Source organism: Acinetobacter bereziniae, assembly GCF_016576965.1.
In the GTDB taxonomy this organism is placed as follows: Bacteria; Pseudomonadota; Gammaproteobacteria; order Pseudomonadales; family Moraxellaceae; genus Acinetobacter; species Acinetobacter bereziniae.
On sequence record NZ_CP066119.1, the window covers coordinates 962,819 to 987,348 of the forward strand.

The following is a 24,530-nucleotide window of genomic DNA, read 5'->3' on the forward strand; positions in this document are numbered from 1 at the left end:
TTATTTCAGAGTGAAATGTAAAAATTTAATCAAATTAATTTTATTTAATTATTTTAAATCATTGAATAAAATAAATAAAAATATAGATTGAGTCGCAAGTATTGCGAAATACTGAAGTGAAAAAAGTAAAAAATTCACTTCATTGGGGAGCTATTTGTCATATAATTGTCACAATTTAATTGAACAATAAGCGCATTCTAATATTCGCTTACCTTCTGCATGAATTCGAATTTACCTCCCGTCTCAGATTCTGCATCATCGTCTCAAGCTGCTAAATCGACGAATGTGCATGTACCTACACCGAAGTTTTTTATGCCGGTGTTTCTGACGATTATTATTGCAACCTTGATTTATATCGGGGTGCAAGTTAGTGCAGATTTAGCACATGTTCCACCTTTAAGTCTTTATTCAGTCATTCTTTTAGCGACTGCTTTATTCATTGCTTTAGGCTTTGAGTTTGTAAATGGTTTTCACGATACTGCCAATGCTGTGGCTACCGTGATTTATACCAACGCCTTACCTGCACCAGTTGCAGTGATGTGGGCAGGTTTCTGTAATTTTCTTGGGGTCATGGTTGCAAGTGGTGCTGTTGCATACGGGATTATTGCATTACTTCCTGTTGAATTAATCATGAATGTGGGGAGTGGTGCTGGCTTTGCAATGGTTTTTGCAATGCTGATTGCTGCAATTCTCTGGAATCTAGGAACTTGGTTTTTAGGGATTCCTGCATCGAGTTCCCATACTTTGATTGGTTCAATTTTAGGTGTGGGAATCATGAACTACATTTTGCACGCATCCAGTGGTGCAAGCGGTGTAGACATGGATCAGGTCATTAAAGTCGGCAAAGCATTGTTGTTTTCTCCTTTAATTGGTTTTGCTTTTGCAGCAGTGGTCTTCCTGATTGTTAAAAAGCTGTTTAAAAAGCAACTTGAATTGTTCCAACCACCAGAAGGCAATAAACCGCCACCACCTTTGATCCGTGCGATTCTTATTTTTACCTGTACAGGGGTAAGTTTTGCGCATGGTTCAAATGATGGTCAAAAAGGTATGGGACTGATCATGTTGATTTTGATTGGTATTGTGCCTTTGGCTTATTCTTTAAACCGTGGTTTGGATCAACAACATTTGCAGTCATTTTCACAATTGTCTAGTCAAACCGCGACAGCAATTTATGCAGAACACGCTGATATTCCAGATGAGCAAGCACGTGCAACGATCACGAAGTTTATTCAAACCAAAGAGTTAAACCCTGCGGTTGTTCCTGCTCTAGCAAGTTTGACCGATCATTTGGGTGAGCGTGTAGGTCAGTTTGGAAATCTTCAGGATATTCCAGAAGCTGAAGTATCATCTTTACGTAATGATATGTACTTAAGTACAACGGCATTTAAACGTTTAGATAAAGCCGATCAACTTCCAAAAATGGATGAAGCTCAAGCTAAAGTTGTAAAAGATTACCGTAAGAATCTCGATTCATTCTTACAATATATTCCAAACTGGGTAAAAGTTGCTGTTGCCTTGGCTTTAGGTCTAGGTACGATGGTGGGTTGGAAGCGTATTGTGGTGACTGTGGGTGAACGTATCGGTAAGCATCATATGACATATGGTCAGGGCATGTCTGCTGAACTGGTAGCAATGTCAACGATTGCTGCTGCTGATGGTTTTGGTTTGCCTGTATCAACAACCCATGTCCTGAATAGTGCGGTTGCCGGAACGATGGTTGCCAACAAATCTGGCTTAAATTTTGCGACTGTCAAAACCATTCTTTCTGCTTGGATCTTTACTTTACCTGCAACCATTTGTTTATCAGGTGGATTGTTCTGGTTATTGTTAAAAGTATTTAATTAAAAGCAGTCGTATTGATTTTTCTGAAAAAGAATGTTGGCTGTCATGGCATTTAAAATATTTAAAAGTGTACTTCGGTACACTTTTTTTTCGAATGATGTATGCGTTTTTGCAATGCGAATAACACAATTTCACCATTGAAAAAAACTTTTAAAATAACTATGGTGTGGCAGTAAATCACACTTGAGAAAAATGAGCATGTATTTAAGAAAAGCACTGTATGCTGCTGTGTTATTTGGAATGTCTTTACCTGTTTTGGCTCAGGGAATTGTATTAAATAATCAAGATATCCGTACAGATTTAAACTGGTTAAATCAACAAGGTGTGATTCAAATCAGCACTTCAACTTGGCCAATGAGTGGTGATGAAATTCAACGTGCATTATCTCAAGCGAAGATTTCGAACAACACACAACAAAAAGTTATTGATTCAATTCAAAATGCATTAAAAGCTGATAATCAAACAGCAAAACTGGGTTTATTTGCAGAAACAGATCAGAAAAATATTCCGCAAGCTTTTGGCGATCGTGAAAAAGCACAATATGTTGGGTCACTTGAGTTTAATGGTGGTGGTGAAAACTGGGATGCCAAGCTGCGTGTGAATGGCGAAAAAGATCCTCAGATTGACAATCGCCGTGATGTCAATGTTGAAGGCTCATACATTGCTGGAAAATTGTGGAATCAATGGGTGATTGCAGGTCAAATTCCAACTTATTGGGGACCTGGGCATGATGGAAGCCTGATTCGTGGTGATGCCAGCCGTCCAGTCTACGGTTTTACCGCGCAACGCGCTGAACAAAAAGCTTTTGAATCTAAATGGTTGTCTTGGATTGGACCTTGGCAATATCAAGCTTTTGCTGGACAGTTAGAAGATTATAAAGCCGTGCCTGATGCTAAACTTTTAGGTTTCCGTTTGACAGCTCAGCCTTTACCTTATTTAGAATTAGGGGCTTCGCGTATTTTGCAATGGGGCGGTGATGGACGTCCTGAAAGTTGGAGTTCACTTTGGAATGCAATCAAAGGGAATGATAACTTTGAAAACGGTGATGATGATAAATCCAATCAAATCGCGGGCTTTGATGCTCGTTTAAATCTTCAATCCTTATTAAATGTTCCAGTCAGTTTTTATGGGCAATATGTGGGTGAAGATGAAGCAGGATTATTGCCTTCTAAGAAAATGTATTTAGCAGGTGCGGACTACTCTACAAGCTTTAAAAATATGCCTGTTCAGTTTTATGCTGAATGGGCAGATACAACAACAAATGGTGATGTTAAAGCAATTTCTTATAATCATTATATTTATACAGATGGTTATTATCAGCAAGGTTTCCCACTTGGACATGCGATGGGTGGTGATGGAGAAATGATTTCCGTAGGTGGTAATATTCGCTTTGATGTGATGAACCGTTTATCTGGACGTGTGATCTATGCCAAAGTAAATCAATCTGCTGATTATTTTGGTGCTAAGCAAATTAATTTAGCCTTTCCTGAACAGGATAAGATCAAAGCTCTAGATTTAACATGGACGCATTATATTAAACCGACCATACCTTTAAAAATCAATGGTTGGGTCAGCGATTCGGATGTACACGGCAACGATGCTGGTGCTTCTGTAGGAATTGAAATTCCTTTAGACAAATCGATATTGGGGCATTAATTTATCTTGATTTGAACTGTATACCATTGGTTCTTGAGGTATACAGTTCAATAAGTTGAATAAACCCATAATCTGATCAAGCTAATGCTTTTTTATATTGAATAAACCCTGTTTTAGTTGCAATACGATCATATAAATATTGAGCAGTAATATTAGATGCTTGAGTTAGCCAATAGATGCGATCAAATTTTCCAGTACAGACCTGATAACAATGCTCAATTAATTGTTGGGCTAAACCTTGATTTCTAAATTGTTCTTTGATGAAAAGATCCTGTAAATAACAATAGGGTAAATTCGTCCACATACTTGGATGAGAAATCAAATGTACAAAGCCAACCACCTGACCATTTACTTTGATGGCAAAGCCAAACATATCCGTTTGATCAGGATTTGTGATTCGCTTCCAAGATAATCTTATTTGTTCGTCGTTCATCTGTGCATTATAAAATCTTAAATAGCCTTGCCAAAGGGGGAGCCATTGCTCAAAGTGAACTTCTTCTAAGGCAATAATTTGTGTAGACATCGCGATCTCATATTTTTTTGCTTATGATGTTTTTATATATGAATATAAAAAAACAAGCAAAAGGGTTAGCGTGTAAATCACTATAATGAATATAAATTTTAATATGTGTAATAAGTACACGTTTTTGTGAGCTGGTGCTGTCAATGCCTATATCTGAGGAAAGACTTACTCATCTTAAACAGCTTGAAGCTGAGAGTATTCATATTATCCGTGAAGTTGCTGCTGAGTTTGAAAATCCAGTGATGCTTTACTCAATTGGTAAAGACTCAGCTGTCATGCTGCATCTTGCTTTAAAAGCATTCTATCCTGCAAAACTTCCTTTCCCACTGTTGCATGTCGATACAGGTTGGAAGTTTAAGGACATGATCAAATTCCGTGACAACATGGCAAAAGAACACGGTTTTGACCTGATTGTGCATCAAAACAAAGAAGGTAAAGATGCTGGCGTAAATCCATTTGATTATGGTAGTTCAAAATATACCGATATTATGAAAACCCAAGGTTTAAAGCAGGCTTTGGATAAATATCAGTTTGATGCGGCATTTGGTGGCGCGCGTCGTGATGAAGAAAAATCACGTGCAAAAGAACGTGTTTATTCTTTCCGTGATTCGAAACATCGTTGGGACCCTAAAAACCAACGTCCAGAACTTTGGAATCTTTATAACGGTAAAGTCAATAAAGGTGAAAGTATCCGTGTTTTCCCATTGTCAAACTGGACAGAGTTAGACATTTGGCAATATATCTATCAAGAAAGTATTCCTTTGGTGCCACTATATTTGGCTGCTGAACGTCCAGTGGTTGAACGTAGTGGTACGCTGATCATGGTGGATGATGAGCGTATGCGCTTAAAAGAAGGTGAAGTTCCACAAATGAAATCGGTACGTTTCCGTACTTTAGGCTGTTATCCATTAACAGGTGCAGTTGAATCAACTGCAACAACATTGCCCGAAATTATTCAAGAAATGCTTCTAGCGACGAGCTCAGAGCGTCAAGGTCGTATGATTGATCATGATGAGGCTGGTTCGATGGAGAAGAAAAAGCAAGAAGGCTATTTCTAAGTATTTTTATATGAATCTCCCCCTAACCCCTCTTTATAAAAGAGGGGGAACTCCAGCAAGAAAATGGAGGATTTGGGAGGATTTAAAAATATAGCAACCGATTTCAAAATATTGTGGAGCTTTGAGCAATGTCTCATCAATCAGAATTGATTAGCCAAGATATCTTGGCATATTTAAAACAGCATGAAAATAAAGACTTACTGCGCTTTTTAACATGCGGTAATGTAGATGATGGTAAATCAACGTTAATTGGTCGTTTGCTTTACGACTCAAAATTGATTTACGAAGATCAATTACAAGCCGTGACACGCGACTCTAAAAAAGTAGGCACTACAGGTGATGCACCAGACTTGGCATTGCTTGTTGACGGTCTACAAGCGGAACGTGAGCAGGGGATTACCATTGATGTGGCTTACCGTTATTTCTCAACGGAAAAACGTAAGTTCATCATTGCCGATACACCTGGGCATGAGCAATACACGCGTAACATGGCAACAGGTGCATCGACTGCTGACCTTGCGATCATTTTGATCGATGCTCGCTATGGTGTACAAACGCAAACTCGCCGTCATACTTTTATTGCAAGCCTTTTAGGGATTCGCAATATTGTGGTTGCGATTAACAAAATGGACTTGGTTGAGTTTTCTGAAGCACGTTTCAATGAAATTCAAGTTGAGTACAACAATTTCGTTAATCAATTGGGTGATCGTAAACCTGCCAATATCATCTTCTCGCCAATTTCAGCGTTGAACGGTGATAATGTTGTGAACAAATCACCGAATACGCCGTGGTATCAAGGTCAAACTTTGATGGAAACGTTGGAAACGGTTGAAATTAGCCATGACGTTAGCAAACATGAATTTCGTTTCCCTGTGCAATACGTCAATCGCCCCAATCTCGACTTCCGTGGTTTCTGCGGTACGATTGCATTAGGAGAAGTGAAGGTTGGCGATGAAATTGTAGCTTTACCTTCAGGCAAGAAATCAACAGTGAAAGAAATTGTCACTTTTGATGGTAATTTAACACATGCAATTGCTGGTCAAGCAGTGACTTTGACCTTGAATGATGAAATCGATATTTCTCGTGGTAATGTTTTGGTCAAAGCAGGCGAGCAACCGCTCATTTCACGTTCTGCTCGTGCGACGGTCGTATGGATGACTGACCAGCCTTTAGTTTTAGGCAAACTTTATAATGTGAAGTTCGGTACACAAACGATTCCTGCGAAAGTTGCAAAAATTAACTATCGTACCAATGTGAATACCTTGGAAAAAATTCAAGTTGAACAGCTTGATTTAAATGCGATTGCTGATGTAGCGATTGAGTTTGATGCGCCTGTTGTATTTGATCGTTATCATGACAGTCGTTATACAGGTTCATTCATTTTTATTGATCGTTTAAGCAACGTCACTGTCGGTGCTGGTATGGTCGAAGCGGCAGTTGAGTGGACTGCACATAATGAGCCTGTGACTGCTGAAACACGTGCTGCACGTTTAGGTCAAAAACCAGCGGTTGTTGCAGTATCTGCACAAGCACTTGAAAATGCACAAGCACTCGAAAGCTTGTTGATTCAGCAAGGTGTTGTTGCGATTGCAAAAGCAGGGCTATCAAGTGATCAAGTCAGTTTACTTCGTCAAACTGGTGTCGTGGTGGTGACTGATGTTGAACAGGGTGCTGATGTAGCATTTGCTCAAGAAGCAGTTGAAGAATTGGCTGAGAAAATTGTGGAATTGGTACGCCTTTAATTCTTTCAATATATTTAAATAGACCTGCCTTATGGCGGGTTTATTTTTGAAAGAAATGATAGAAGGTACGCTTAATACACAAAACAATCTTTATCTAGAATAGCTGTTCTTATACCAATCAATATTATTCACTTAATATCAATGAATGAGTTTTTGCTTTTTCATCAGCCAATTTTATCTTATGTCGTTATCACGGTTGGCGGCATGGATGTCGCCATCGCTCAAGGCTGATATGGATATCCCCTTTGACTTGAGCAAAAACAGAGCATTGATTCGATTAATTTAGAAATTGTATTTACTGTATAAGTTTTTAATAGATTGGTTATACTGATCATGTCATTGAACAAATAATATGATCATCATATAAGCACCTCTATGAAATCGAATAAAAACAGAGTAATTACAGTAAAAATTAAAAAATTTAGTTTTAATTTAGCTCAAGCTCTAAGTGGATAGAATGTAATGAAAGTATTTTTCCTTGTCATGATCGTTTCTGTATTAACAGCTTGTGCGTCAAATCAATCTAAAATATATGAACCGACCAAAGAGTGTCGTCATTATCATGCAATGATGACAGCACCGATGGATCCAATGGCGATGCAACGCTTAAAACAGGCATGTGATGATTCAGAAAAGCAGAGATAACAATGCGTTATATATGACGGTAATACAATACTTTGAAAAAAATAGCTCATAAAAAATGCTCTCGTCCAATGGAGCTAGAGCATTTCAGTGGTAATACTCCCATTTTTAATTGATTTTATAAGTAGAAAGGCAAAGTCCTTATGATTGTTTAAATTTAGGTGGTTTACCATCAACTGACATATGTGGTCGTTCATGATTATAAAAGTGTTGCCATATCGTTGTATAGTCTTCAACTTCTTCAAGCTCTCGAAATAAATATTGATTCAAACATTCATATCTAACCGTCCTGTTGAAGCGTTCAACATAAGCATTCTGTTGTGGATGACCTGGTTGAGTAAACACATGCTCAATTCCATGTTGAGTACACCACGCTTGCATTAAATCACTAACATACTCGGGTCCATTATCACTACGGATACGCTTTGGCTTACCTCGCCATGCAATTAATTGGTCTAATCCCCTCAGCACTCGTTGAGCTGGCAAAGAAAAATCAATCAATATATCCAGTGACTCACGGTTATAATCATCAATAACATTGTGAATTCGGTAACTGCGACCATCACTCAGTTGGTCATGCATAAAGTCCATTGACCACGATTCATTTGGTGTTGATGGTACTGTAAGCGGTTCAGGCTTTATTCGCTGAATGCGTTTGTTGGGTTTAATTCGTAGGTTAAGCTCAAGCTCCTTATAAATTCGATAAACACGTTTGTGGTTCCATGAGTAGCCTTTGACATTACGTAGGTATAAGAAGCAAAGCTGAAAGCCCCAAGTCTTATTCTCATTGGTAAGCTTCAGTAGCCAGTCTGCAATCATCTTATTTTGCTCATCTAATTGAGCTTTATAACGATAACAGGTTTGACTAAGTTGAAAGATGAAGCAAGCTTTACTCACTGAAATCTTGAATTGTTCAACGGCTCGCTGAGCAAGAGATTTACGTTGTACAGGCTTTATAACTTCTTTGACAGTGCATCCTGAAGAATATCTGCTTTAAGGCGTTCGTCAGCATACATACGTTTCAGACGAGCATTTTCAGCCTCTAATTCTTTAAGTCGTGTCATCATTGAAATATCCATACCTCCATATTTCGCTTTCCATTTATAAAATGTAGCGGAACTCATACCATGTTCACGGCATAAGTTAGGCACAGGTGTTCCTGATTCAGCTTGTTTTAAAATACTCATGATTAAGCTATCTGAATATTTAGATGTTTTCATAAAAAATCTCCTTGAACAGGATTATTCGATTTTCTACTTTTGAGTTCAATTATTTTGAGGGGGGATTACCCAGTCTGTTTAAGGATGTTTTCCTTAAAATGCATAATTTGATTTAGCCAATAAATATGTCTTGATATCTTCAGGGCAATTTTCAATTAAAGCAATAAAGCTTTCTTGATTGTCTCGATACAAAGCTCGAGCGGCTTCTTCATAATTGGGGATATTGCTCGACATAGCAGACATAAAGCGATCTATGGCTTGTTTTACCATCATTTTATTACTTTCAGAATGCGGATTATTGAGTTCTTGATCAATCAATTTTCGAATAACTGCTGATGCACTCGAGTTTTGCTGATCTAACCAATTCCAATGTTTTTCTTGCAAGGTGATTTCACGAGAGATGACTCCCAACTTTGGTCGTCCCACTTTCTTGATCACTTCAGGCTCGCCATAACGTTGCTGGATATCAAGTTCAGAACCCATGATATTGACATCAATCTGCTGACCTGTCTGATCATTAAAAATCAGAACTGGTGTAGAGATATTGCCTTGTTGTTTGATCATCAGTGCGACATTAAGCAGTTGATCACTGATTAATTGCCGATGACCGATAAAGGCTGTGTAGGTTAGTTCAGTATTCATTTTAAAGCCTATTGGTATTTTATCTGGGTAAAAATAATTTTCGATTGAATATTATCAGGGTAAAATACCAATAGCAATCAAAAAATAACCAATGGTTTGATAAGTCCTAAATTTAGACCATAAAAAAGCATGTAAAACTTGAAGAATTACATGCTTGTTAAAATGAAATAGCTTAGAAGCGATAACCCATTTTTAAACCATAAGCGATCGCATTGTTGTCTTTAAATTCAGCCACATGTGCATCAGTACCGACTTGTGAAGAGGTTTGTGCTTTAGCATCGCCGAGCCAGAAGTATTTTACGCCGCCCGCAATGAAGGTGGCTGGTGTTGGACTGTATTGAAGTCCTAAGCCAACATTCCAATAACCTTCAGTGGGTCCTAAAGTGGTGACTGGGTTACCTGCTCCAGAGTCCCAACCCACTGAAACATTCCCAGCCCAATGATCATTGACTTTACGACCGACACCCACTGTTGCCGAGATTTGATCATCATAATAATCTGCTAAATTAAATCCATTTGGCTTTCCGACCAAAGGACCTACTGCTTCAGAAACTGCACCAAACTTAACTGGGCGAATAACAAAATCTTTCCAGTTTACCCAACGTAGATTTGCAAAAGCCACCGTATTTGCCATGATTCCTGTTTGGAAGTCTAAGTTGACTGATTGAGGGGTGGTAATACGCGTTTTTCCACTGGCATTTTGGATCTTATCAATTGCAGCTTGTCCTCCTGGAAGTAAAGCCAGCGCACCTAATGCTGAAATATTTTCTTGCACATTCGTATCATGATCAATTTCAGAGCGATAAGTGACAGATGCTTTTAATGCAATTTCAGGAATTTGGAAAGCGACACCTGCTAACCAACCTACACCGCTGGTTTCTTTAATCTTGTTGTCATAGCCATTAAATACACTATAAGCTTGACCACGAAGACTGACTGAACCTTTTACAGTTTGGTAAACACCACCCCCATAAATATTGAAGTTTTTATTGGGTTGAAAACCAAAAACCATCGATAAGTTTTGAGAGTCTACTTCTACTTTGGTATTGCCTTTACCTAGACTGGCATTGGCTGCTGCAATACCTTGATCCACTTTATTGGTAATGCCATTTTGTACTACGGCATCAACCCCTGCTTTGATTGTTGAGTTAGTATTGTATTCATTAATCATTTCAAGCAATTTAGCTTGCCCAGCAGGAGTGGAAAGATCCTCCCCCTGACCTTGTAAAACAAGACCAACACGTTGTTGTACAGACATGTTATTAAATGTGGAGTTAATTGTACTGGTCCGTAATGCGCTTAAACGTGCCTGTGGTAATACTGTATCATTTGGAGATGAAACAAAGACATTTTGACCACTGTATGCTGCATCTGCTCCAAAAGGTTGGTCATATAACAAACCGAATGAAACATTGTCTGTGACTTGTAACTTGATTGCTGCTGATGGAAAATAATAGTCATCTCCCATGTCTGAAATATAGAGGTGGATCAGGAAATTTGAACAACACTTATAAGTGATATTTTGCTCCCCAAATGATGTTATAAACATCAATATATGGAGTATTTTATGACACGTAGACCAAGAAGAAATCATTCAAATGACTTTAAAGCTAAGGTAGCACTTGCTGCGATTAAAGCAGAAAAAACACTTGCTGAATTGAGTGCTGAATTTGATGTTCATCAAAACCAAATTATTGACTGGAAAAATCAACTGATTTCAGCTTCCTCGCAAGCTTTCGATCAATCAAAAGCTCCAACAGAACCACCCATCGATCTAAAAAAACTACATGCAAAAATCGGTGAGCAGGCATTAGAAATTGATTTTTTAGAAGGTGTGTTGAAGAAACTGGGTCGCTTCAACCACAAAAGTTAATCGATGACTCACTTCAGATTTCAGTATCTAAGCAAGCTAAGCTGCTGAAAGTCTCCCGTGGTTGTTATTACTATCGCCCAAAACCTGTGAGTGAATCAGATCTGAAGCTGATGCGCTGTATGGATGAGTTACATATGCAATACCCTTTTGCAGGTAGCCGTATGATGCGTGATTTATTGAATCGTCAAGGACATCATATAGGACGACGTCATACACGTACTTTAATGAAGAAAATGGGCATTAATGCGTTATATCGTAAACCAAATCTAAGTCAGGCCAATCAAGCTCACCGTAAATATCCATATCTGCTCAAAGGATTGGCTATTCAGCGCAGTAATCAAGTGTGGTCTACGGATATAACGTATATCCCTATGGCAAAAGGCTTTGTTTATTTATGTGCTGTGATTGATTGGCATAGCCGCAAGGTACTTGCGCATAGAGTATCGATTAGTATGGAGGTTACATTTTGCATAGAAACATTAAATGAAGCTATTGAAAAATATGGCCGACCTGAAGTCTTTAATACAGACCAAGGCAGTCAGTTTACCAGTGATGCATTTATTGATGTATTGAAATCAAATGGCATTCAAATCAGTATGGATGGTAAAGGTCGATGGGTTGATAATGTGATGGTTGAACGATTATGGCGGAGCGTTAAATATGAAGAGGTGTATCTCAAAGCCTACAGCAATGTTTTGGATGCGAAGAAGCAATTAAACGCATATTTTGAATTTTATAATTTGAAACGACCTCATTCGAGTCTGGACAAAATGACTCCAGATGAGTTTTACTATGACCAGCTACCACAACAAAATAAGGTAGCTTAACTAGAGCAGAGTATCACTTATAAATAAGCTTTTAGTTGTTCAAACAAGTGGGACCACCTCTTATGTCGACGACTTTCCGATGTGTCCGCTTCACGTCCTTCTACAGTGGGATCTAAAACAGAGATACCTGCTTCAAAATAATTACCTGGCTGTAAAAATGCTGACATAGACTGTCCTGATCTATCTAGAGCTGCTGCGTACAGTGCAGAGCTTGGAAGATAAATAGACATCATTGCGATGAGTACTTTATTGATTCGCATATTTATCGTCTCCTTGACAATATACTTTGAAATTATTTTTATGGCGCTTTATTGATTAATGCTTAATCATATTCATTATGATTAGTTTGAACATATCAAAATTAGAGTTTGAATCAAGTACTAAATGATAAATTTTTGATAAAAAGTATTTTTATTTTCTCTAATAAGTTTCAATGATGATCTTTGTAGACCTTGGTGGAGAAATATTTGCAGATTTGATGGTTTATGTTCAAATATCGAGAGCATTAAATTCACGAACTAGGAAAGAAAAATATGTCTACAAAGTCTATGCAACAGATCATTATTACAGCGCCGGGCGGTGTAGAGAAACTCGCATATGAAGATGTGGCAGTTCCGCAACCTAAAGCAGATGAAGTCTTGGTAAAGGTTTATGCTTTTGGGATTAATCGCCCAGATATTTTACAAAGACAAGGCTTATATCCAATGCCCAAAGGGGTTACACCAGTGCCAGGACTAGAAGTTGCTGGTGAGGTCGTTGCGATAGGTGAAGATGTAAGCTTATTTAAACTTGGAGATAAGGTCTGCGGACTGACCAATGGTGGTGGCTATGCAGAGTATTGTGTTGTACCAGAATCTCAAACCATTACGATTCCTGATACGGTGAGCTTTGTTCAAGCTGCGGCAATACCTGAGACCTTCTTTACCGTATGGGCGAATGTGTTTCAAATGGCACATGCCAAAGCAGGTGAAACACTTTTGGTACACGGTGGGGCAAGTGGTATTGGTACGACTGCCTTAATGTTAGCGCAATCTTTAGGTTTGAAAAGCTTTGCGACCGTTGGTTCTGATGAAAAAGTCGAAGCGATTGGGCATTTAACGGATGCGATCAACTATAAAACCGAAGATTTTGAAAAAGTGATTCTCGAAAAGACTGAAAATGCAGGAGTTGATATTATTCTTGATATGGTCGGAGCTCCTTATCTGGAGCAAAATTTAAACTTGCTCCGAAAAGATGGACGTTTGGTCTATATCGCTTTTCTCGGTGGTGCTAAAGCTAAAGAGGTCAAATTGGGACAAATCATGATGAAACGCCTCACCATTACAGGATCGACGATGCGCGCACGCAATACAGCTGAAAAAGCTGAAATTGCGCAAGGCTTAATGACACATGTTGCTCCACTTTGGGAGAAAGGTGAATGTTTACCGATGATTTATAAAACATTTCAATTTGATCAAATTCAAGCTGCTCATGCATCAATGGATACGGGTGAGCATATTGGTAAAGTTGTCGTAGAAGTCATTTAAAACTTTATGATGAGTATCATCATTTTAGTCTCTTTGATGATTTAAAAGTAGTTGATTAATATCGCTTAAATCCTTGCATATAGATTTAAGCGATCAATAAAAATCAGCGTGATTCAGAAAAATTAAAAACCTTCCAAAACGATTTTACCAATGCTTTGTCCCGACTCAATCATCTTGTGTGCTTGAGTTACATGCTTTACTTTGATTGTGCCCAAGTTTTGTCCCAACGTCGTTTTAATCCTATGGTCATCAATTAATTTGGAAATTTTATTGAGAATGTCACCTTGTCGTGTCATATCTTTGGTCTGAAATGTAGAACGAGTGAACATTGACTCCCAATGAATAGACACAGATTTGATTTTAAAAGGATTAATAACAAAGTTCTCAGGGTCATCAATCAAACCAAAATGCCCCTGTGGTGCAATTAAATTGGCAATTGCCTGTGTATAACGTCCAGTGCCATTGATTGAAAATACATAATGCGGTGAACCAATATTGAGGTCTAAAATTTGCTGTTCCAAGGGTTGACTGTGATCTACGATAAAATCCGCGCCAATTTCTTTTAGCCAAGCTTTGGTTTCTGGTCGAGATGCAGTGGCGATTACAGTAAATTCAGTTAATACTTTGAGCAGTTGAACGGTAATTGATCCGACACCGCCTGCTGCGCCAATCACTAAAATGATAGGCTTTTCTTGTTTGGTATCTTGAATTTTTAAACGATCAAATAACATTTCATAAGCGGTTAAAGACGTTAAAGGTAGAGCGGCAGCCTCGGCATTACTAATGGATTGAGGTTTTAAACCTACGATGCGTTCATCTACCAATTGATATTCTGCATAAGAACCTTGTCTTTGGTTAGAGCCTGCATAAAAGACTTCATCACCAACTTTAAAGTTTTGAACTTTGTCACCAATGGCTTTAACAATCCCGACTGCGTCATGCCCCAAAATTTTCCATGTTTCATTGTCCGGTGAGGTGCGTTGGCGCATTTTGATATCGACAGGATTAATTGAAATCGCTTTGATTTCAATTAATAGGTCGTGACCAGTTGCGACTGGGGTATCAATTTCAATTTCGGAAAAAACATGGGTTTCAGTAATTGCTAAAGGTTTTTTATAGGCAACAGCTTTCATGAGGTTCACTATTTTTTATTGCGTTATCAAATCAATAGCAAAAAAAAAGCGTAGATGAAAGCATAAATTTGTGAGTAGATGATTATCCTTTAAATTTAAATGAGTATCTTTAACCTGAGTTCGATAAAAATCCTTGATGAAAGATGATATAGCCAAACTGCCTGATTATTCATATAAGTGATTTAGATGATTCATTTATTTTGTACTTTTTGAATCATTGATGGTCTTGCGATCGTGAGGCGACATGGATGTCGCCATGTTGAGCGGGGGTATGAGGATGTACCCCTCGCTCAACGAAAGATTTTTGTCACTTTTCATCTCTGAAAAGTGAGGCATCGCCTACGCAAAAGAATTTAAACTTTAGCACTAAAGCGTGGCAGTGCAAGCTTTAGATCATCAAACAATCTATTGATCGCTTTCATTTTATTGATCAAGAGAAATGAAACGCTATTGATGGTTGCGCTTGCGGAGCTCCGCTCCTCATCCTTAAATTGGATGAAAATCCAGCAAATATCTGCATAGATTTATTATTTTTCAATGAGTTGAATATTTAATTGCATCGAACTCACGTTATTTTTAATAAAAAATTCGACCACAAAAAATCAAAACTAGATTGAAGAAAGTTCATGAACTGTAAAAGTAGGGTATAAAGCGAAGATATGATTAAAATTTTACCACCGCTTTGTCATTACTTTTAATGTAATGGATATAAACAAGAATGCTTGAGAGAATTGCGAAAAGTACACAGATGGTGGCTAAGCAAAACAATAGTAGAAGAGGTGTCTGGTTAAATATATGTTTATACAATGAAAAAATTGCAAATAGAGGCAGTTTAAGAATGATTGTGAGATGAATATTTTGAAGCCAATCTTCTATGGATCTGAAATTAAGATTATCTCTGATTTAATTTCAAAATTATGCGAAAATAGCGATTCTATTTATTTTTTGTTTTAGGACTCCCATGACAGATTCTTCTGCATCATTAAGTGATATTGAAATTTTAGACATTCTTCAGTCGATGAAATCGGATGAATTGAATGTTGATGCAAAAAAAATCATTCGTGAGGGTGGAAAAGCAGGGCGACAAGAAGCACATAAACAGGCATTGGTTGCATTAAACCAGAGCTTTGAAGATAAATTTGTTGAAGCGGTTACATTGGCTCTAAATCTGAATGAAGCGCAAGCGAAGAAAATCCGTTACAAAAAAGACCGTGTTCGTATTTTAAAAGCCAAAGGCATTGATTATTTAGCGATTGATGGTGCTGAAACAGCGCAAGTATTGTCACAAGTCGCGCAGGCAATTGTTCGTGAAGATGCAATTGTGACACATGATTTGCACAATATTTTCCCATTCTGGAAAGAAGGTTGGCCAATGGTACAATTCGACAGTGCTTATAAAATTTTAGAAGATGATATTTCAATCCACTATCAAGCATTACTCGATGTCTTAATTCATCCTTGAATTATAAAAAGCGCTAATCAGCACAAGCAAAGGTTTTGTTGCTGATTAGAAAATATAAAAATAAAGAAAATCTTAACAATTGTTTAACAATTTATATTCGTCAATAATAATAATTGTTTTATACTGCTTATTTTAACAAAACTACATTTGAGAGATAAAAATAATGATGGGAATGTCAATTGGACATATTGCTTTATTTATAATCATTATCCTTGTTATTTTTGGTACTGCCAAATTAAAGAATCTTGGAAAAGATGTTGGTGGTGCAGTCAAAGATTTTAGAAAAGCAATCAAAGAAGATGACCAAGACTCTACACATTTGAAATAAATTGAGCGTGGTGGAGAATTATGTTCGATGTTGGTTTTAGTGAGCTAATTTTACTTATCATTGTTGCAATGATTGTTTTAGGACCAAATAAAGCATCTGAAGCAATAAATTATATTATTCAAGCAAGAAGAAAATTAAGTCATTTTAAAAGTGAATTTCATCAATCTATTCAAAAGCAATTAGATTTGAATGATTTAAAAAGTGAATTAACACATGAAATGGGTAATATAAAAAAATTAGAGGAAAAATTATATGAATATTTAAACTATATGGAAAATAAAGATAAGGAAGAAAATATAAAATATTATCCAATCGATCATTTTCAATTTAAAGCACCTTTTAATACAGTATTTGTCCTAGAGCATCTGATGTTGTGGAACTGTTTTAAGATTTAAAAAAGAGGAGAAGTTTTGAATAACGTTCTTACAGAAAAGCCAATCGTAAAAGAAAAGGGGTTTTTACTCTATTTTATTGAAATAAGAAAAATTGTCATTCAACTGTCTATTCTTTTTTTAATGATTTTTTTAAGCTTAGCGCCATTTTCAGCGAAAATTTATAGTTTTCTAGCTTTACCTCTACAGTTAAAGTTGCCACCTTCCGCACATATGATTGCCACCGATGTAACATCTACATTCTTATCACCCTTTAAGCTTGTTTTTTTTATTACGCTGATTTTATTAATGCCTTTTATTTTTTATAAGGTTTATTCATTTTTAAATACTGCACTTCATAAAAAGGAACGATGGGTGTTGTCTCTGTTTTTTATGTCTAGCGTCATTTTATTTTATTTAGGAATATTGATTGGGTATTACTTTATTTTACCTAAGGTGTTAAGTTTTTTTATGGGTATTGCTCCAGATGTTGTTCTTCCCATGACGGATATAAATCAGTATCTAATGTTTTCGATAAAGCTTTTTGTCGTTTTGGGTATTGTTTTTCAATTACCGCTCATTACTGTACTTGCTGTATATTTTAATTTAATTGATTTAAACGTGTTAAAACAAAAAAGATCATTTATCTTTGTTTTTTGTTTCTTTATTGCCATGTTTATCACGCCGCCAGATATGCTTTCGATGGCAATTGCTGGTTGCTTTATGTATTTTTTATTTGAGCTTGGTTTATTGATTTCTTTTATTTTATTTCGTAACACAGAAACTGAATAAATCAGAAAATATCGTATTGTTATATAATTTTTTTGCGAATGAAAAATAATCGTGATAGATTAAGGTTTTCTTAATAATTTAAGATAACCATTTAACAATAAACTCAATAAATGAGGGAAATCATATGATTTTAATTCAAGCAAAACAGTACCAAGTCCATTTGATATATGCGCAGTGGGGATTGAATTCATAACATTATGTTGAGCAAGTAAATTTTATGAACACAATTAAGCCCCTTTTTAGTTTTGAAAGGCGGAGGGTACTTCAAAATTTAAATATAGATTTCATTTGTTCTTGTACATTCTTCAACGTGATTAAAAACGTTGTTTGTAATTTATTTAATATTTATAAATATCATATATTTATGATTTAAATTGCGCCTAGTGCGAACTTTTGATTTGGTCTGTAAATCTTCATATTTACAGCTGATTGATAAAAATAAACCTTGAAAAAGAGTGATGATGATGAATAAGAAAGTTGATTTCGATCCAGCAAAACGTGATTTTTTAAAAACAATGGGAAGCCTTGCTGCATTTGGTGCCGTGACTACATGGATGCCTGTTCAAAGCGCTGAGGCTTGGATTTTTGGGCACCATGATCGATTAAATAATTTCCCCTCCTATATTCGCCTTCATAAGCAACGCTATGAAAATTGGTCGGGTGAATCAAAATATGAAAATGCATGGACTGCTGTACCCAAAAATCAACAAGAGATTTTAGCGGTGATCAATTGGGCTGCTGAAAATGGATATAAAGTCCGGGCAAAAGGTATGTCGCATAATTGGTCACCTTTAATGCTAGATGACCATGATCAAGTCATGAAAGTGATTCTGATCGATATGCCGACTCATATCAATAGAATGTCTATTGAGTTTGATGGGGTGGTCACTGCTGAAGCAGGAATTCAAATGGAGGCTCTCTTAAAGTTCATGGAGGACAATGGACGTGGCTTTGTTTCAATACCAGCACCAGGTGATTTAACATTGGGTGGTGTTTTGGCAATTAATGGTCATGGTACGGGTGTGCCTGCCAAGGGAGAAACTTTAGTTGCAGGACAAACATTTGGTTCGATCAGTAATTTGGTCGTCTCAATGACAGTCGCTGTCTTTGATGCACAGCAGCAGAAATATGTCGCAAAAACTTTTTATCGGAACAATCCAGACATTCGGGCTTTCTTGGTGAATCTTGGTCGTGCATTTGTGTTATCTGTACAATTGCAAACAGGAGCAAACCAATATTTACGCTGTGAAAGTATTACCGATATTCACCAATTAGAGTTATTTTCACCCAATAAAGATGCTGGGCGTACTTTCTCTAAATTTCTTGACCAGTCCGGTCGAGTTGAAGCGATATGGTTTCCGTTTACCGATTATCCTTGGCTGAAAGTTTGGTCAGTGACTCCACGTAGACCACTTACATCTCGTATTGCATTCCATCCTTTTAATTTTTGGTTTTCAGATAATTTACCTAAACCGCTTACAGATTTGATTCAAAAAATTGTCATTCAGAAGAGTCATTATTTAACTCCTGCATTTGGGCAAATGCAGTTAAAAATTGCGACATTGGGGCTCCAAGGAACAATTTTTTCAGGTATTACGACGATCCTTACGCATGGTTTAGCTGCAACCCAAACATCTGATCTATGGGGACCCTCTAAAAACACTTTACTCTATGTAAAACCAACAACTTTAAGGGTTACTGCAAATGGTTATGCTGTACTGACTAGTCGAGAGAATGTGCAACGTGTGATTGCTGATTTCTGTTCAGAATATCAAATCCGTTTAAAACAATATCAAAGAATAAATCGTTACCCGGTGAATGGACCTGTTGAGATTCGTGTTACTGGATTGGATCATCCTGATGATTCAATACTTGCCAATGCACAAACTGCCGCTCTATCTGCGATAAAGCCATGTCCTGATCATCCAGAATGGGACTGTGCGGTTTGGTTTAATATATTAACTTTACCGGGTACGCCTTTTGCAGCAAGGTTCTATGCTGAAATCGAATCATGGATGACTCAGCATTATCAAGGAGATTGTTTAGTTCGTCCTGAATGGTCAAAAGGTTGGGCTTATACCTATGACAAGGCATGGGAGAATGTAAATTACTTAGAAAATGAATTACCTAAAGTACATGCCTATGGTCAAAGTAATGATTCAACGATTCAATCCGCAGGGCAGGTATTAAAACGATATGATCCAAAAGGATTATTTGTATCTCCTTTTCTTGAAAAAATTTTTAAATAGATTGAAATGATTTATCTTTTTTTAGTCTAAAAACATACAATTTTTCATGAATTTTAGGCGATTTTGTTTGATTCAAGTACTTCTATTTATGTAAATAGCGCCAGAAGTCAGGAATATTTTTAAGCTGGGTATGTGCTTATACCACTAAATGCACAAAAGCCGATATTAATATCAGCTTTTGTGCATTTTTAATTCATGTATGACGTTTAATGTATGGTTGAATATAACGGGAATACGCCAAGTAACATTGCTGCAACGAGCATGACTAAACAGGTGAGAATCGCCCATTTAATGGTGAACTTTTGATGTTGCCCAAATTCAATCCCAGCCAATCCACATAATAAATAAGTGGATGGAACCAGTGGTGAGAGTAAATGTACAGGCTGCCCCACAATTGAAGCACGTGCCATTTCTACTGGTGTAATTCCATAGTGACTTGCAGCTTCTGAAAGAATCGGCAGTACACCATAGTAGAACGCATCATTCGACATGAAGAAAGTCAATGGCATACTAATCACAGCGGTAATGGGTGCTAAAAATGGACCCATACTCTGTGGAATAATCGCCACCAATTCTTTAGACATGGCATCGACCATGCCTGTTCCTGTTAAGATCCCCGTAAAGATCCCTGCTGCGAAAATGATCCCGACAACGTTTAGCGCACTCCCTGCATGATGAGCGACTAAAGACTTTTGCATATCTATATCTTTGTAGTTCACAACCAGTGCAATACAAAGTGCGATCATAAATAGAATGGGTAAAGGTAAAACACCTTTCACTAAACAGATCATTAATACAACGGTTAATAAACCATTGAACCATCTTAAATGTGCACGGTTTGCTTCAGGATTAGTTGAAATCTGAATGTCATCACCATGACTGACATCAAGTTCGATGATCCCTAAACGCTTACGTTCCATACGCCCATACATAAAACCAACGAAGTATAACCATAGAATGGCAATTAACATCGGTAAGACCATCGGGACAAAGATATCACTTGCTTCTACATGTAATGCACTGGCAGCACGAGCAGTTGGACCACCCCAAGGAGTTAGGTTCATAATTCCGCTGGCAAGCATCATTAAACATGCCATGATCAGTGGGCTCATACCCAATCGTTTATAAAGTGGTAACATTGCGGCTACACAGATCATGTAGGTGGTTGAGCCATCACCGTCTAAAGAAACAATTAAGGTTAAAGTAATTGTCCCAATGACGACTTTTAACGGGTCGCCTTTAACCAGTCTTAAAATGAATTTGACTGAAGGATCAAACAGACCTGTATCGATCATGATGGCAAAGTAGAGAATGGCGAATAATAGCATCACGCCAGTAGGGGCAAGCTTTTTAACACCCTCTAACATCATTTCGCCAAGTTCTTTGATTTCAATATGCCCTAGACTGTCCACGTAGAAGCCAAGACCGTAAGCGATGAGTGCGAATAGAATTGGGATAAGTGTGAGCGCAGCAAGTGCAGTCATTCGTCTAGACATAATTAAATACATAAAGCATAAAATCATGCCTAAACCTAATACGGTTAGCATAGTTCAATCCTTGAATGAGACTTTTATTGCAGAAGTCTTTTAGTTTTTTAAGCAGAAGAATGCTAATAGTTATTTGATTAAATTTAAATATATTTGTAGAAATATTAAATGAGTGACTATTTTTTTAATAAATAGAGTATTTAAAACAGATATTTAAAAACGTCATTCATTTTTGCACCAAAATGGTTATAAAGTTTAATGCATTGATTTATATATTTTTATTTTAATATTGTTTTTGAATAGGGGATTCATGGTAATTTTCATATTTCAAAATATTATGAATAAATGTGATAGGAATAACATAAAAGAGCAAAGCTTTTGTGATAAAGGGAATCTTTTATTGGTAAAAGCTCAGTAAGGAAACTGAGCTTTTGTAGTAAATAAATGGCTATGAAGAAGGGTTTTCTTCAGATGTTGGTAGTTCTGGTCTTTCAAGTAAGCGGGTCACCAAAAGCTGATCAATTTTAAAATGATCGACATCGACTACTTCAAATTTATAGCCGCCAAAAATAACAGTATCTGCAGGTTTAGGAATTTTTCTTAATTGGTACATCATAAAACCTGCCAAAGTTTCATAGTTTTCTTCATCTGGCATTTCATCAATTTCTAGCGCATGCTTCATGTCTTCAATGGGCGTACTTCCATCAATCAGCCACGAATTATTATCCCGTTTGATAATTTGTTGCTCTTCGTCCATTGGGGTTACCCAATCACCCATTACCGTGATCATGATATCCGATAGGGTAATCACGCCGACGACCAATGCATATTCATTAAACACGACAGCAAACTTTTCTTTACTTGATCGGAAACGGTCAAGCAATTCAGAAAGAGTCAGCGTGTCTGGAATACTCAACACAGTACGAATGGTCGATTCGTTTAATTGATTGATTTTTTGATTGTTGAGAATGCGAACTAAAATATCTTTAGCATCCACATAGCCAATCACTTGATCAATCGTTTCATTACAAACTAAAAATTTTGAATAGGGATATTCCGCTAACTTTTGACGAATGCTTTCCTCTGGCTCTTTTAATGTAAAAAACACCACATTTTCACGTGGTGTCATACTTGAGGGAACATTACGCTCTTCAAGCTCAAACACGTTCTCAATAAAATGGTGTTCTTGTTTTTGTAGCACGCCTGCTTGAGCACCAGCATCCATCACTGCTGAAATATCATCGAAAGTGATGTTGTCTTCGCGGGTGGTATTCACTTTGAACAGGCGGAACAATAGGTTTGCAACGGCATTGATAAACCAAGCCAAAGGTTTACAGATGACGATAAAAACTTGAATTGGATTAATGACTGCAACTGCAATTTTTTCAGGTGCAATCATTGCCATACGTTTTGGCATTAAGTCTGCAAAAAGAATAAATAGCGAGGTTACTAAAGTAAAGGACAGTGCAAAGCTGATGGTTTCAGCCCACGGACCTACATAAAAGCGAGAAACAAATTCAAAGAAATAAGGGCGGAATGCGCCTTCACCTAAAATACCACCTAGAATCGCGACTGCATTTAACCCGATTTGGGAGGCAGCAAAGAAATCGGCAGAGTTTTGCTGTAAGTCTAAGACTTTTTGTGCTCGCTCATCGCCAGATTCGGCAAGAATTTTGAGTTTAACTTTACGCGCACCGGCAAGTGCGATTTCAGTTAAAGATAAAAAACCAGCTCCTGCAATGAGTACTGCGATAATTAGGATATTCTGGAAGAGGCTCACGAATCCACCTGTGGATCATCATTATTATGAGAAGTTATGAATACATAATAAATTAACACATAAAAAGGGGCGGTAGTGAAGAAATCCACTACCGATTTGGAATGAGTATAAGCTTGAAATGATAAGAATTTAAGAAATTTATCTTAATATTGCGAAAAATGTGAATTATTTTGCATGAACTCACGGTTTTCTTCTTCAATCATTTGGCGTGCAACATAAAGAATCAGTTGACGTAACCAACGATGAGCAGGGTGATGATGTAGTAAAGGACACCATGCCATTTTTAACTCAAACTCAGGAATATAAAATGGAGGATCTTTGATTAATAAGTTCTGGCTTTTCGCTTGTAAGCGAGCAATACGCGTCGGCAAAGTGGCAATCAAATCTACATTCGATGCCAATAATGCTGGCATTTGATAATGGCGGGTAAACACAGAAATTTTACGTTTTTGACCAATACGTTCTAAGGCTTGATCAATCCAACCTAATCCAGCTTGCTTTTCAGGGTTTACTCCAAATCCTACACCCATTCCCGTTTTTGAAACCCAAATATGCTGTGCATCTAAATAGCTTTTAAGATTTAAGTTGCTTGAAGCAGGATGTTTGTTATTAAGTAGGCAAGAAAAGCTGTCACGCCACACTAAAACTTGGTGGAAGCTTTGTGGAATTTCATTGAAGCGATTAATCGCTAAATCAACTTTACCTTGTTCCATATCTCGGTAAGACACGTCACTTGGCGTAAGAAAGTCAAGAACCACATTCGGGGCTTCTGAGCGTAGTGCTTTAACTAAACGAGGAACTAAAGTTGCCTCCGCATAGTCTGAAGTCATAATGCGAAAGACACGGTTACTGGTATATGGTCGAAACTCAGTACGTGGTTCTAAAATCATCGATAAGTCAGAGAGGGCATCACGGATACGTGGTTGTAATTCTAGTGCACGTTCTGTTGGTGTCATACCTTCTGATGAGCGAATCAAAAGAGGATCATTAAATAAATTACGCAGACGACGTAAAATATTACTCATTGCTGGTTGCGTTACACCCAACTGTTCAGCTGCACGAGTCACATTTTTTTCACGTAAAAGAACGTCAAGGTAAATTAAGAGGTTAAGATCGACCCGCTCCAGATTCATAAAAAAAATACCGAAAATAAAATTTAGAAATCACATTGGATTATGCCATAAGGAAATGCTTTTGTGTAAAAAGTAGATGAAAAAACAACAACAGACCCTACTTATTATGAGATTTCTAAAGGTAGTTTTGTGCGTAATTGTATTGGATAGGTTAAACACTTTCAAAAATACAAATCATCATGTTTGAGATTCTATATGAAAGTGTACTTTGCAATGAGCTTTGCGCCTTCCAAACAGCAAATAT

At 37.2% G+C, this 24,530-nt stretch carries 19 protein-coding genes and 2 pseudogenes; 12 read left to right on the forward strand and 9 right to left on the reverse strand.

Annotated elements, in window-relative coordinates:
* Nucleotides 1–219: 219 nt before the first annotated feature.
* Together I9192_RS04410 and I9192_RS04415 are read left to right on the forward strand one after the other, a co-directional pair.
* On the forward strand, nt 220–1,845 hold the full coding sequence (locus I9192_RS04410; protein WP_005030866.1) for an inorganic phosphate transporter: 1,626 nt from the start codon (nt 220–222) through the stop codon (nt 1,843–1,845).
* A 195-nt stretch (nt 1,846–2,040) separates the two neighbouring features.
* On the forward strand, nt 2,041–3,498 hold the full coding sequence (locus tag I9192_RS04415; protein WP_005030865.1) for a capsule assembly Wzi family protein: 1,458 nt from the start codon (nt 2,041–2,043) through the stop codon (nt 3,496–3,498).
* A gap of 76 nt (nt 3,499–3,574) precedes the next feature.
* Here the strand turns inward: I9192_RS04415 and I9192_RS04420 are convergent, their stop codons facing one another.
* Entirely contained in the window at nt 3,575–4,021 is a 447-nt protein-coding gene (locus I9192_RS04420; RefSeq protein WP_005030864.1) for a GNAT family N-acetyltransferase, read from the reverse strand.
* Between the two features lie 149 nt (nt 4,022–4,170).
* Between I9192_RS04420 and cysD the strand changes: the two genes are divergently transcribed.
* The 3 genes from cysD (at nt 4,171) to I9192_RS04435 (ending at nt 7,466) form a co-directional block, all read left to right on the forward strand.
* Nucleotides 4,171–5,079, forward strand: coding sequence for a sulfate adenylyltransferase subunit CysD (gene cysD, locus I9192_RS04425; RefSeq protein WP_026040334.1), 909 nt, complete (start codon nt 4,171–4,173; stop codon nt 5,077–5,079).
* Between the two features lie 128 nt (nt 5,080–5,207).
* On the forward strand, nt 5,208–6,821 hold the full coding sequence (gene cysN / locus I9192_RS04430; RefSeq protein ID WP_200150145.1) for a sulfate adenylyltransferase subunit CysN: 1,614 nt from the start codon (nt 5,208–5,210) through the stop codon (nt 6,819–6,821).
* Between the two features lie 462 nt (nt 6,822–7,283).
* Complete coding sequence (locus I9192_RS04435) at nt 7,284–7,466, forward strand: hypothetical protein (protein WP_005030863.1); 183 nt, start codon at nt 7,284–7,286, stop codon at nt 7,464–7,466.
* 138 nt (nt 7,467–7,604) lie between these two features.
* Here the strand turns inward: I9192_RS04435 and I9192_RS04440 are convergent.
* From I9192_RS04440 to I9192_RS04450, 3 genes and pseudogenes are all read right to left on the reverse strand, one after another.
* Nucleotides 7,605–8,683, reverse strand: a protein-coding gene (locus I9192_RS04440; protein WP_200149848.1) for an IS3-like element ISAbe6 family transposase whose coding sequence is annotated in 2 segments (ribosomal slippage) — nt 7,605–8,431 and nt 8,431–8,683 — 1,080 coding nt in all. Because the reading frame shifts where the segments join, the coding sequence is not laid out codon by codon here.
* A gap of 93 nt (nt 8,684–8,776) precedes the next feature.
* On the reverse strand, nt 8,777–9,325 hold the full coding sequence (locus tag I9192_RS04445; RefSeq protein ID WP_005030862.1) for a DUF2239 family protein: 549 nt from the start codon (nt 9,323–9,325) through the stop codon (nt 8,777–8,779).
* A gap of 172 nt (nt 9,326–9,497) precedes the next feature.
* Nucleotides 9,498–10,802: pseudogene (locus I9192_RS04450) on the reverse strand (long-chain fatty acid transporter); the annotation flags it as partial.
* A gap of 90 nt (nt 10,803–10,892) precedes the next feature.
* Here I9192_RS04450 and I9192_RS04455 point away from each other — a divergent pair.
* A protein-coding gene (locus I9192_RS04455; protein WP_223672967.1) for an IS3 family transposase occupies nt 10,893–12,025 on the forward strand; the annotation gives its coding sequence in 2 pieces (ribosomal slippage) (nt 10,893–11,145 and nt 11,145–12,025; 1,134 coding nt in all).
* A 62-nt stretch (nt 12,026–12,087) separates the two neighbouring features.
* On the opposite strand, the pseudogene I9192_RS04460 reads toward I9192_RS04455, so the two are convergent.
* Nucleotides 12,088–12,285: pseudogene (locus I9192_RS04460) on the reverse strand (long-chain fatty acid transporter); the annotation flags it as partial.
* A 273-nt stretch (nt 12,286–12,558) separates the two neighbouring features.
* On the opposite strand from I9192_RS04460, the gene I9192_RS04465 reads away from it, so the two are divergent.
* Nucleotides 12,559–13,551 (forward strand): NAD(P)H-quinone oxidoreductase, encoded by a 993-nt coding sequence (locus tag I9192_RS04465; protein WP_004828002.1) that lies wholly within the window; start codon nt 12,559–12,561, stop codon nt 13,549–13,551.
* 122 nt (nt 13,552–13,673) lie between these two features.
* On the opposite strand, the gene I9192_RS04470 is transcribed toward I9192_RS04465, so the two are convergent.
* The gene (locus I9192_RS04470) at nt 13,674–14,684 is read right to left on the reverse strand and encodes a zinc-binding alcohol dehydrogenase family protein (protein ID WP_200150146.1); all 1,011 of its coding nucleotides are present in this window, start codon (nt 14,682–14,684) and stop codon (nt 13,674–13,676) included.
* Nucleotides 14,685–15,645: 961 nt separating this feature from the next.
* Here I9192_RS04470 and I9192_RS04475 point away from each other — a divergent pair.
* The 5 genes from I9192_RS04475 to I9192_RS04495 all read left to right on the forward strand — a co-directional run bounded on the left by I9192_RS04475 (nt 15,646) and on the right by I9192_RS04495 (nt 19,886).
* Nucleotides 15,646–16,146: a hypothetical protein gene (locus I9192_RS04475; RefSeq protein WP_004828006.1), complete on the forward strand. Its 501-nt coding sequence runs from the start codon at nt 15,646–15,648 to the stop codon at nt 16,144–16,146.
* A gap of 163 nt (nt 16,147–16,309) precedes the next feature.
* Entirely contained in the window at nt 16,310–16,474 is a 165-nt protein-coding gene (tatA, locus tag I9192_RS04480; RefSeq protein ID WP_004828008.1) for a twin-arginine translocase TatA/TatE family subunit, read from the forward strand.
* 20 nt (nt 16,475–16,494) lie between these two features.
* Nucleotides 16,495–16,869: a twin arginine-targeting protein translocase TatB gene (locus I9192_RS04485; RefSeq protein WP_005030860.1), complete on the forward strand. Its 375-nt coding sequence runs from the start codon at nt 16,495–16,497 to the stop codon at nt 16,867–16,869.
* Nucleotides 16,870–16,884: 15 nt separating this feature from the next.
* Nucleotides 16,885–17,637 carry a twin-arginine translocase subunit TatC gene (tatC, locus tag I9192_RS04490; RefSeq protein WP_005030859.1) on the forward strand — a complete coding sequence of 251 codons (753 nt, stop codon included), beginning with the start codon at nt 16,885–16,887 and terminating at the stop codon, nt 17,635–17,637.
* Between the two features lie 464 nt (nt 17,638–18,101).
* Nucleotides 18,102–19,886, forward strand: a complete 1,785-nt coding sequence (locus tag I9192_RS04495) for a cholesterol oxidase substrate-binding domain-containing protein (RefSeq protein ID WP_228129511.1) — start codon at nt 18,102–18,104, stop codon at nt 19,884–19,886.
* A 206-nt stretch (nt 19,887–20,092) separates the two neighbouring features.
* Here the strand turns inward: I9192_RS04495 and I9192_RS04500 are convergent, their stop codons facing one another.
* From I9192_RS04500 to I9192_RS04510, 3 genes are all read right to left on the reverse strand, one after another.
* A complete protein-coding gene (locus tag I9192_RS04500) occupies nt 20,093–21,433 on the reverse strand; it encodes a CitMHS family transporter (RefSeq protein WP_005030857.1) in 1,341 nt (446 codons plus the stop codon).
* 388 nt (nt 21,434–21,821) lie between these two features.
* Entirely contained in the window at nt 21,822–23,153 is a 1,332-nt protein-coding gene (locus I9192_RS04505; protein ID WP_004828019.1) for a hemolysin family protein, read from the reverse strand.
* A 143-nt stretch (nt 23,154–23,296) separates the two neighbouring features.
* A complete protein-coding gene (locus I9192_RS04510) occupies nt 23,297–24,286 on the reverse strand; it encodes a LysR family transcriptional regulator (protein ID WP_004722769.1) in 990 nt (329 codons plus the stop codon).
* Nucleotides 24,287–24,530 lie beyond the last annotated feature (244 nt).

Coding starts and splice junctions, on each gene's coding strand:
- I9192_RS04410 (WP_005030866.1), top strand. CDS start 220: ATGAATTCGAATTTACCTCCCGTCTCAGATTCTGCATCATCGTCTCAA.
- I9192_RS04415 (WP_005030865.1), top strand. CDS start 2,041: ATGTATTTAAGAAAAGCACTGTATGCTGCTGTGTTATTTGGAATGTCT.
- I9192_RS04420 (WP_005030864.1), bottom strand. CDS start 4,021: ATGTCTACACAAATTATTGCCTTAGAAGAAGTTCACTTTGAGCAATGG.
- cysN (WP_200150145.1), top strand. CDS start 5,208: ATGTCTCATCAATCAGAATTGATTAGCCAAGATATCTTGGCATATTTA.
- I9192_RS04435 (WP_005030863.1), top strand. CDS start 7,284: ATGAAAGTATTTTTCCTTGTCATGATCGTTTCTGTATTAACAGCTTGT.
- I9192_RS04445 (WP_005030862.1), bottom strand. CDS start 9,325: ATGAATACTGAACTAACCTACACAGCCTTTATCGGTCATCGGCAATTA.
- I9192_RS04465 (WP_004828002.1), top strand. CDS start 12,559: ATGTCTACAAAGTCTATGCAACAGATCATTATTACAGCGCCGGGCGGT.
- I9192_RS04470 (WP_200150146.1), bottom strand. CDS start 14,684: ATGAAAGCTGTTGCCTATAAAAAACCTTTAGCAATTACTGAAACCCAT.
- I9192_RS04475 (WP_004828006.1), top strand. CDS start 15,646: ATGACAGATTCTTCTGCATCATTAAGTGATATTGAAATTTTAGACATT.
- tatA (WP_004828008.1), top strand. CDS start 16,310: ATGATGGGAATGTCAATTGGACATATTGCTTTATTTATAATCATTATC.
- I9192_RS04485 (WP_005030860.1), top strand. CDS start 16,495: ATGTTCGATGTTGGTTTTAGTGAGCTAATTTTACTTATCATTGTTGCA.
- I9192_RS04495 (WP_228129511.1), top strand. CDS start 18,102: ATGAATAAGAAAGTTGATTTCGATCCAGCAAAACGTGATTTTTTAAAA.
- I9192_RS04500 (WP_005030857.1), bottom strand. CDS start 21,433: ATGCTAACCGTATTAGGTTTAGGCATGATTTTATGCTTTATGTATTTA.
- I9192_RS04510 (WP_004722769.1), bottom strand. CDS start 24,286: ATGAATCTGGAGCGGGTCGATCTTAACCTCTTAATTTACCTTGACGTT.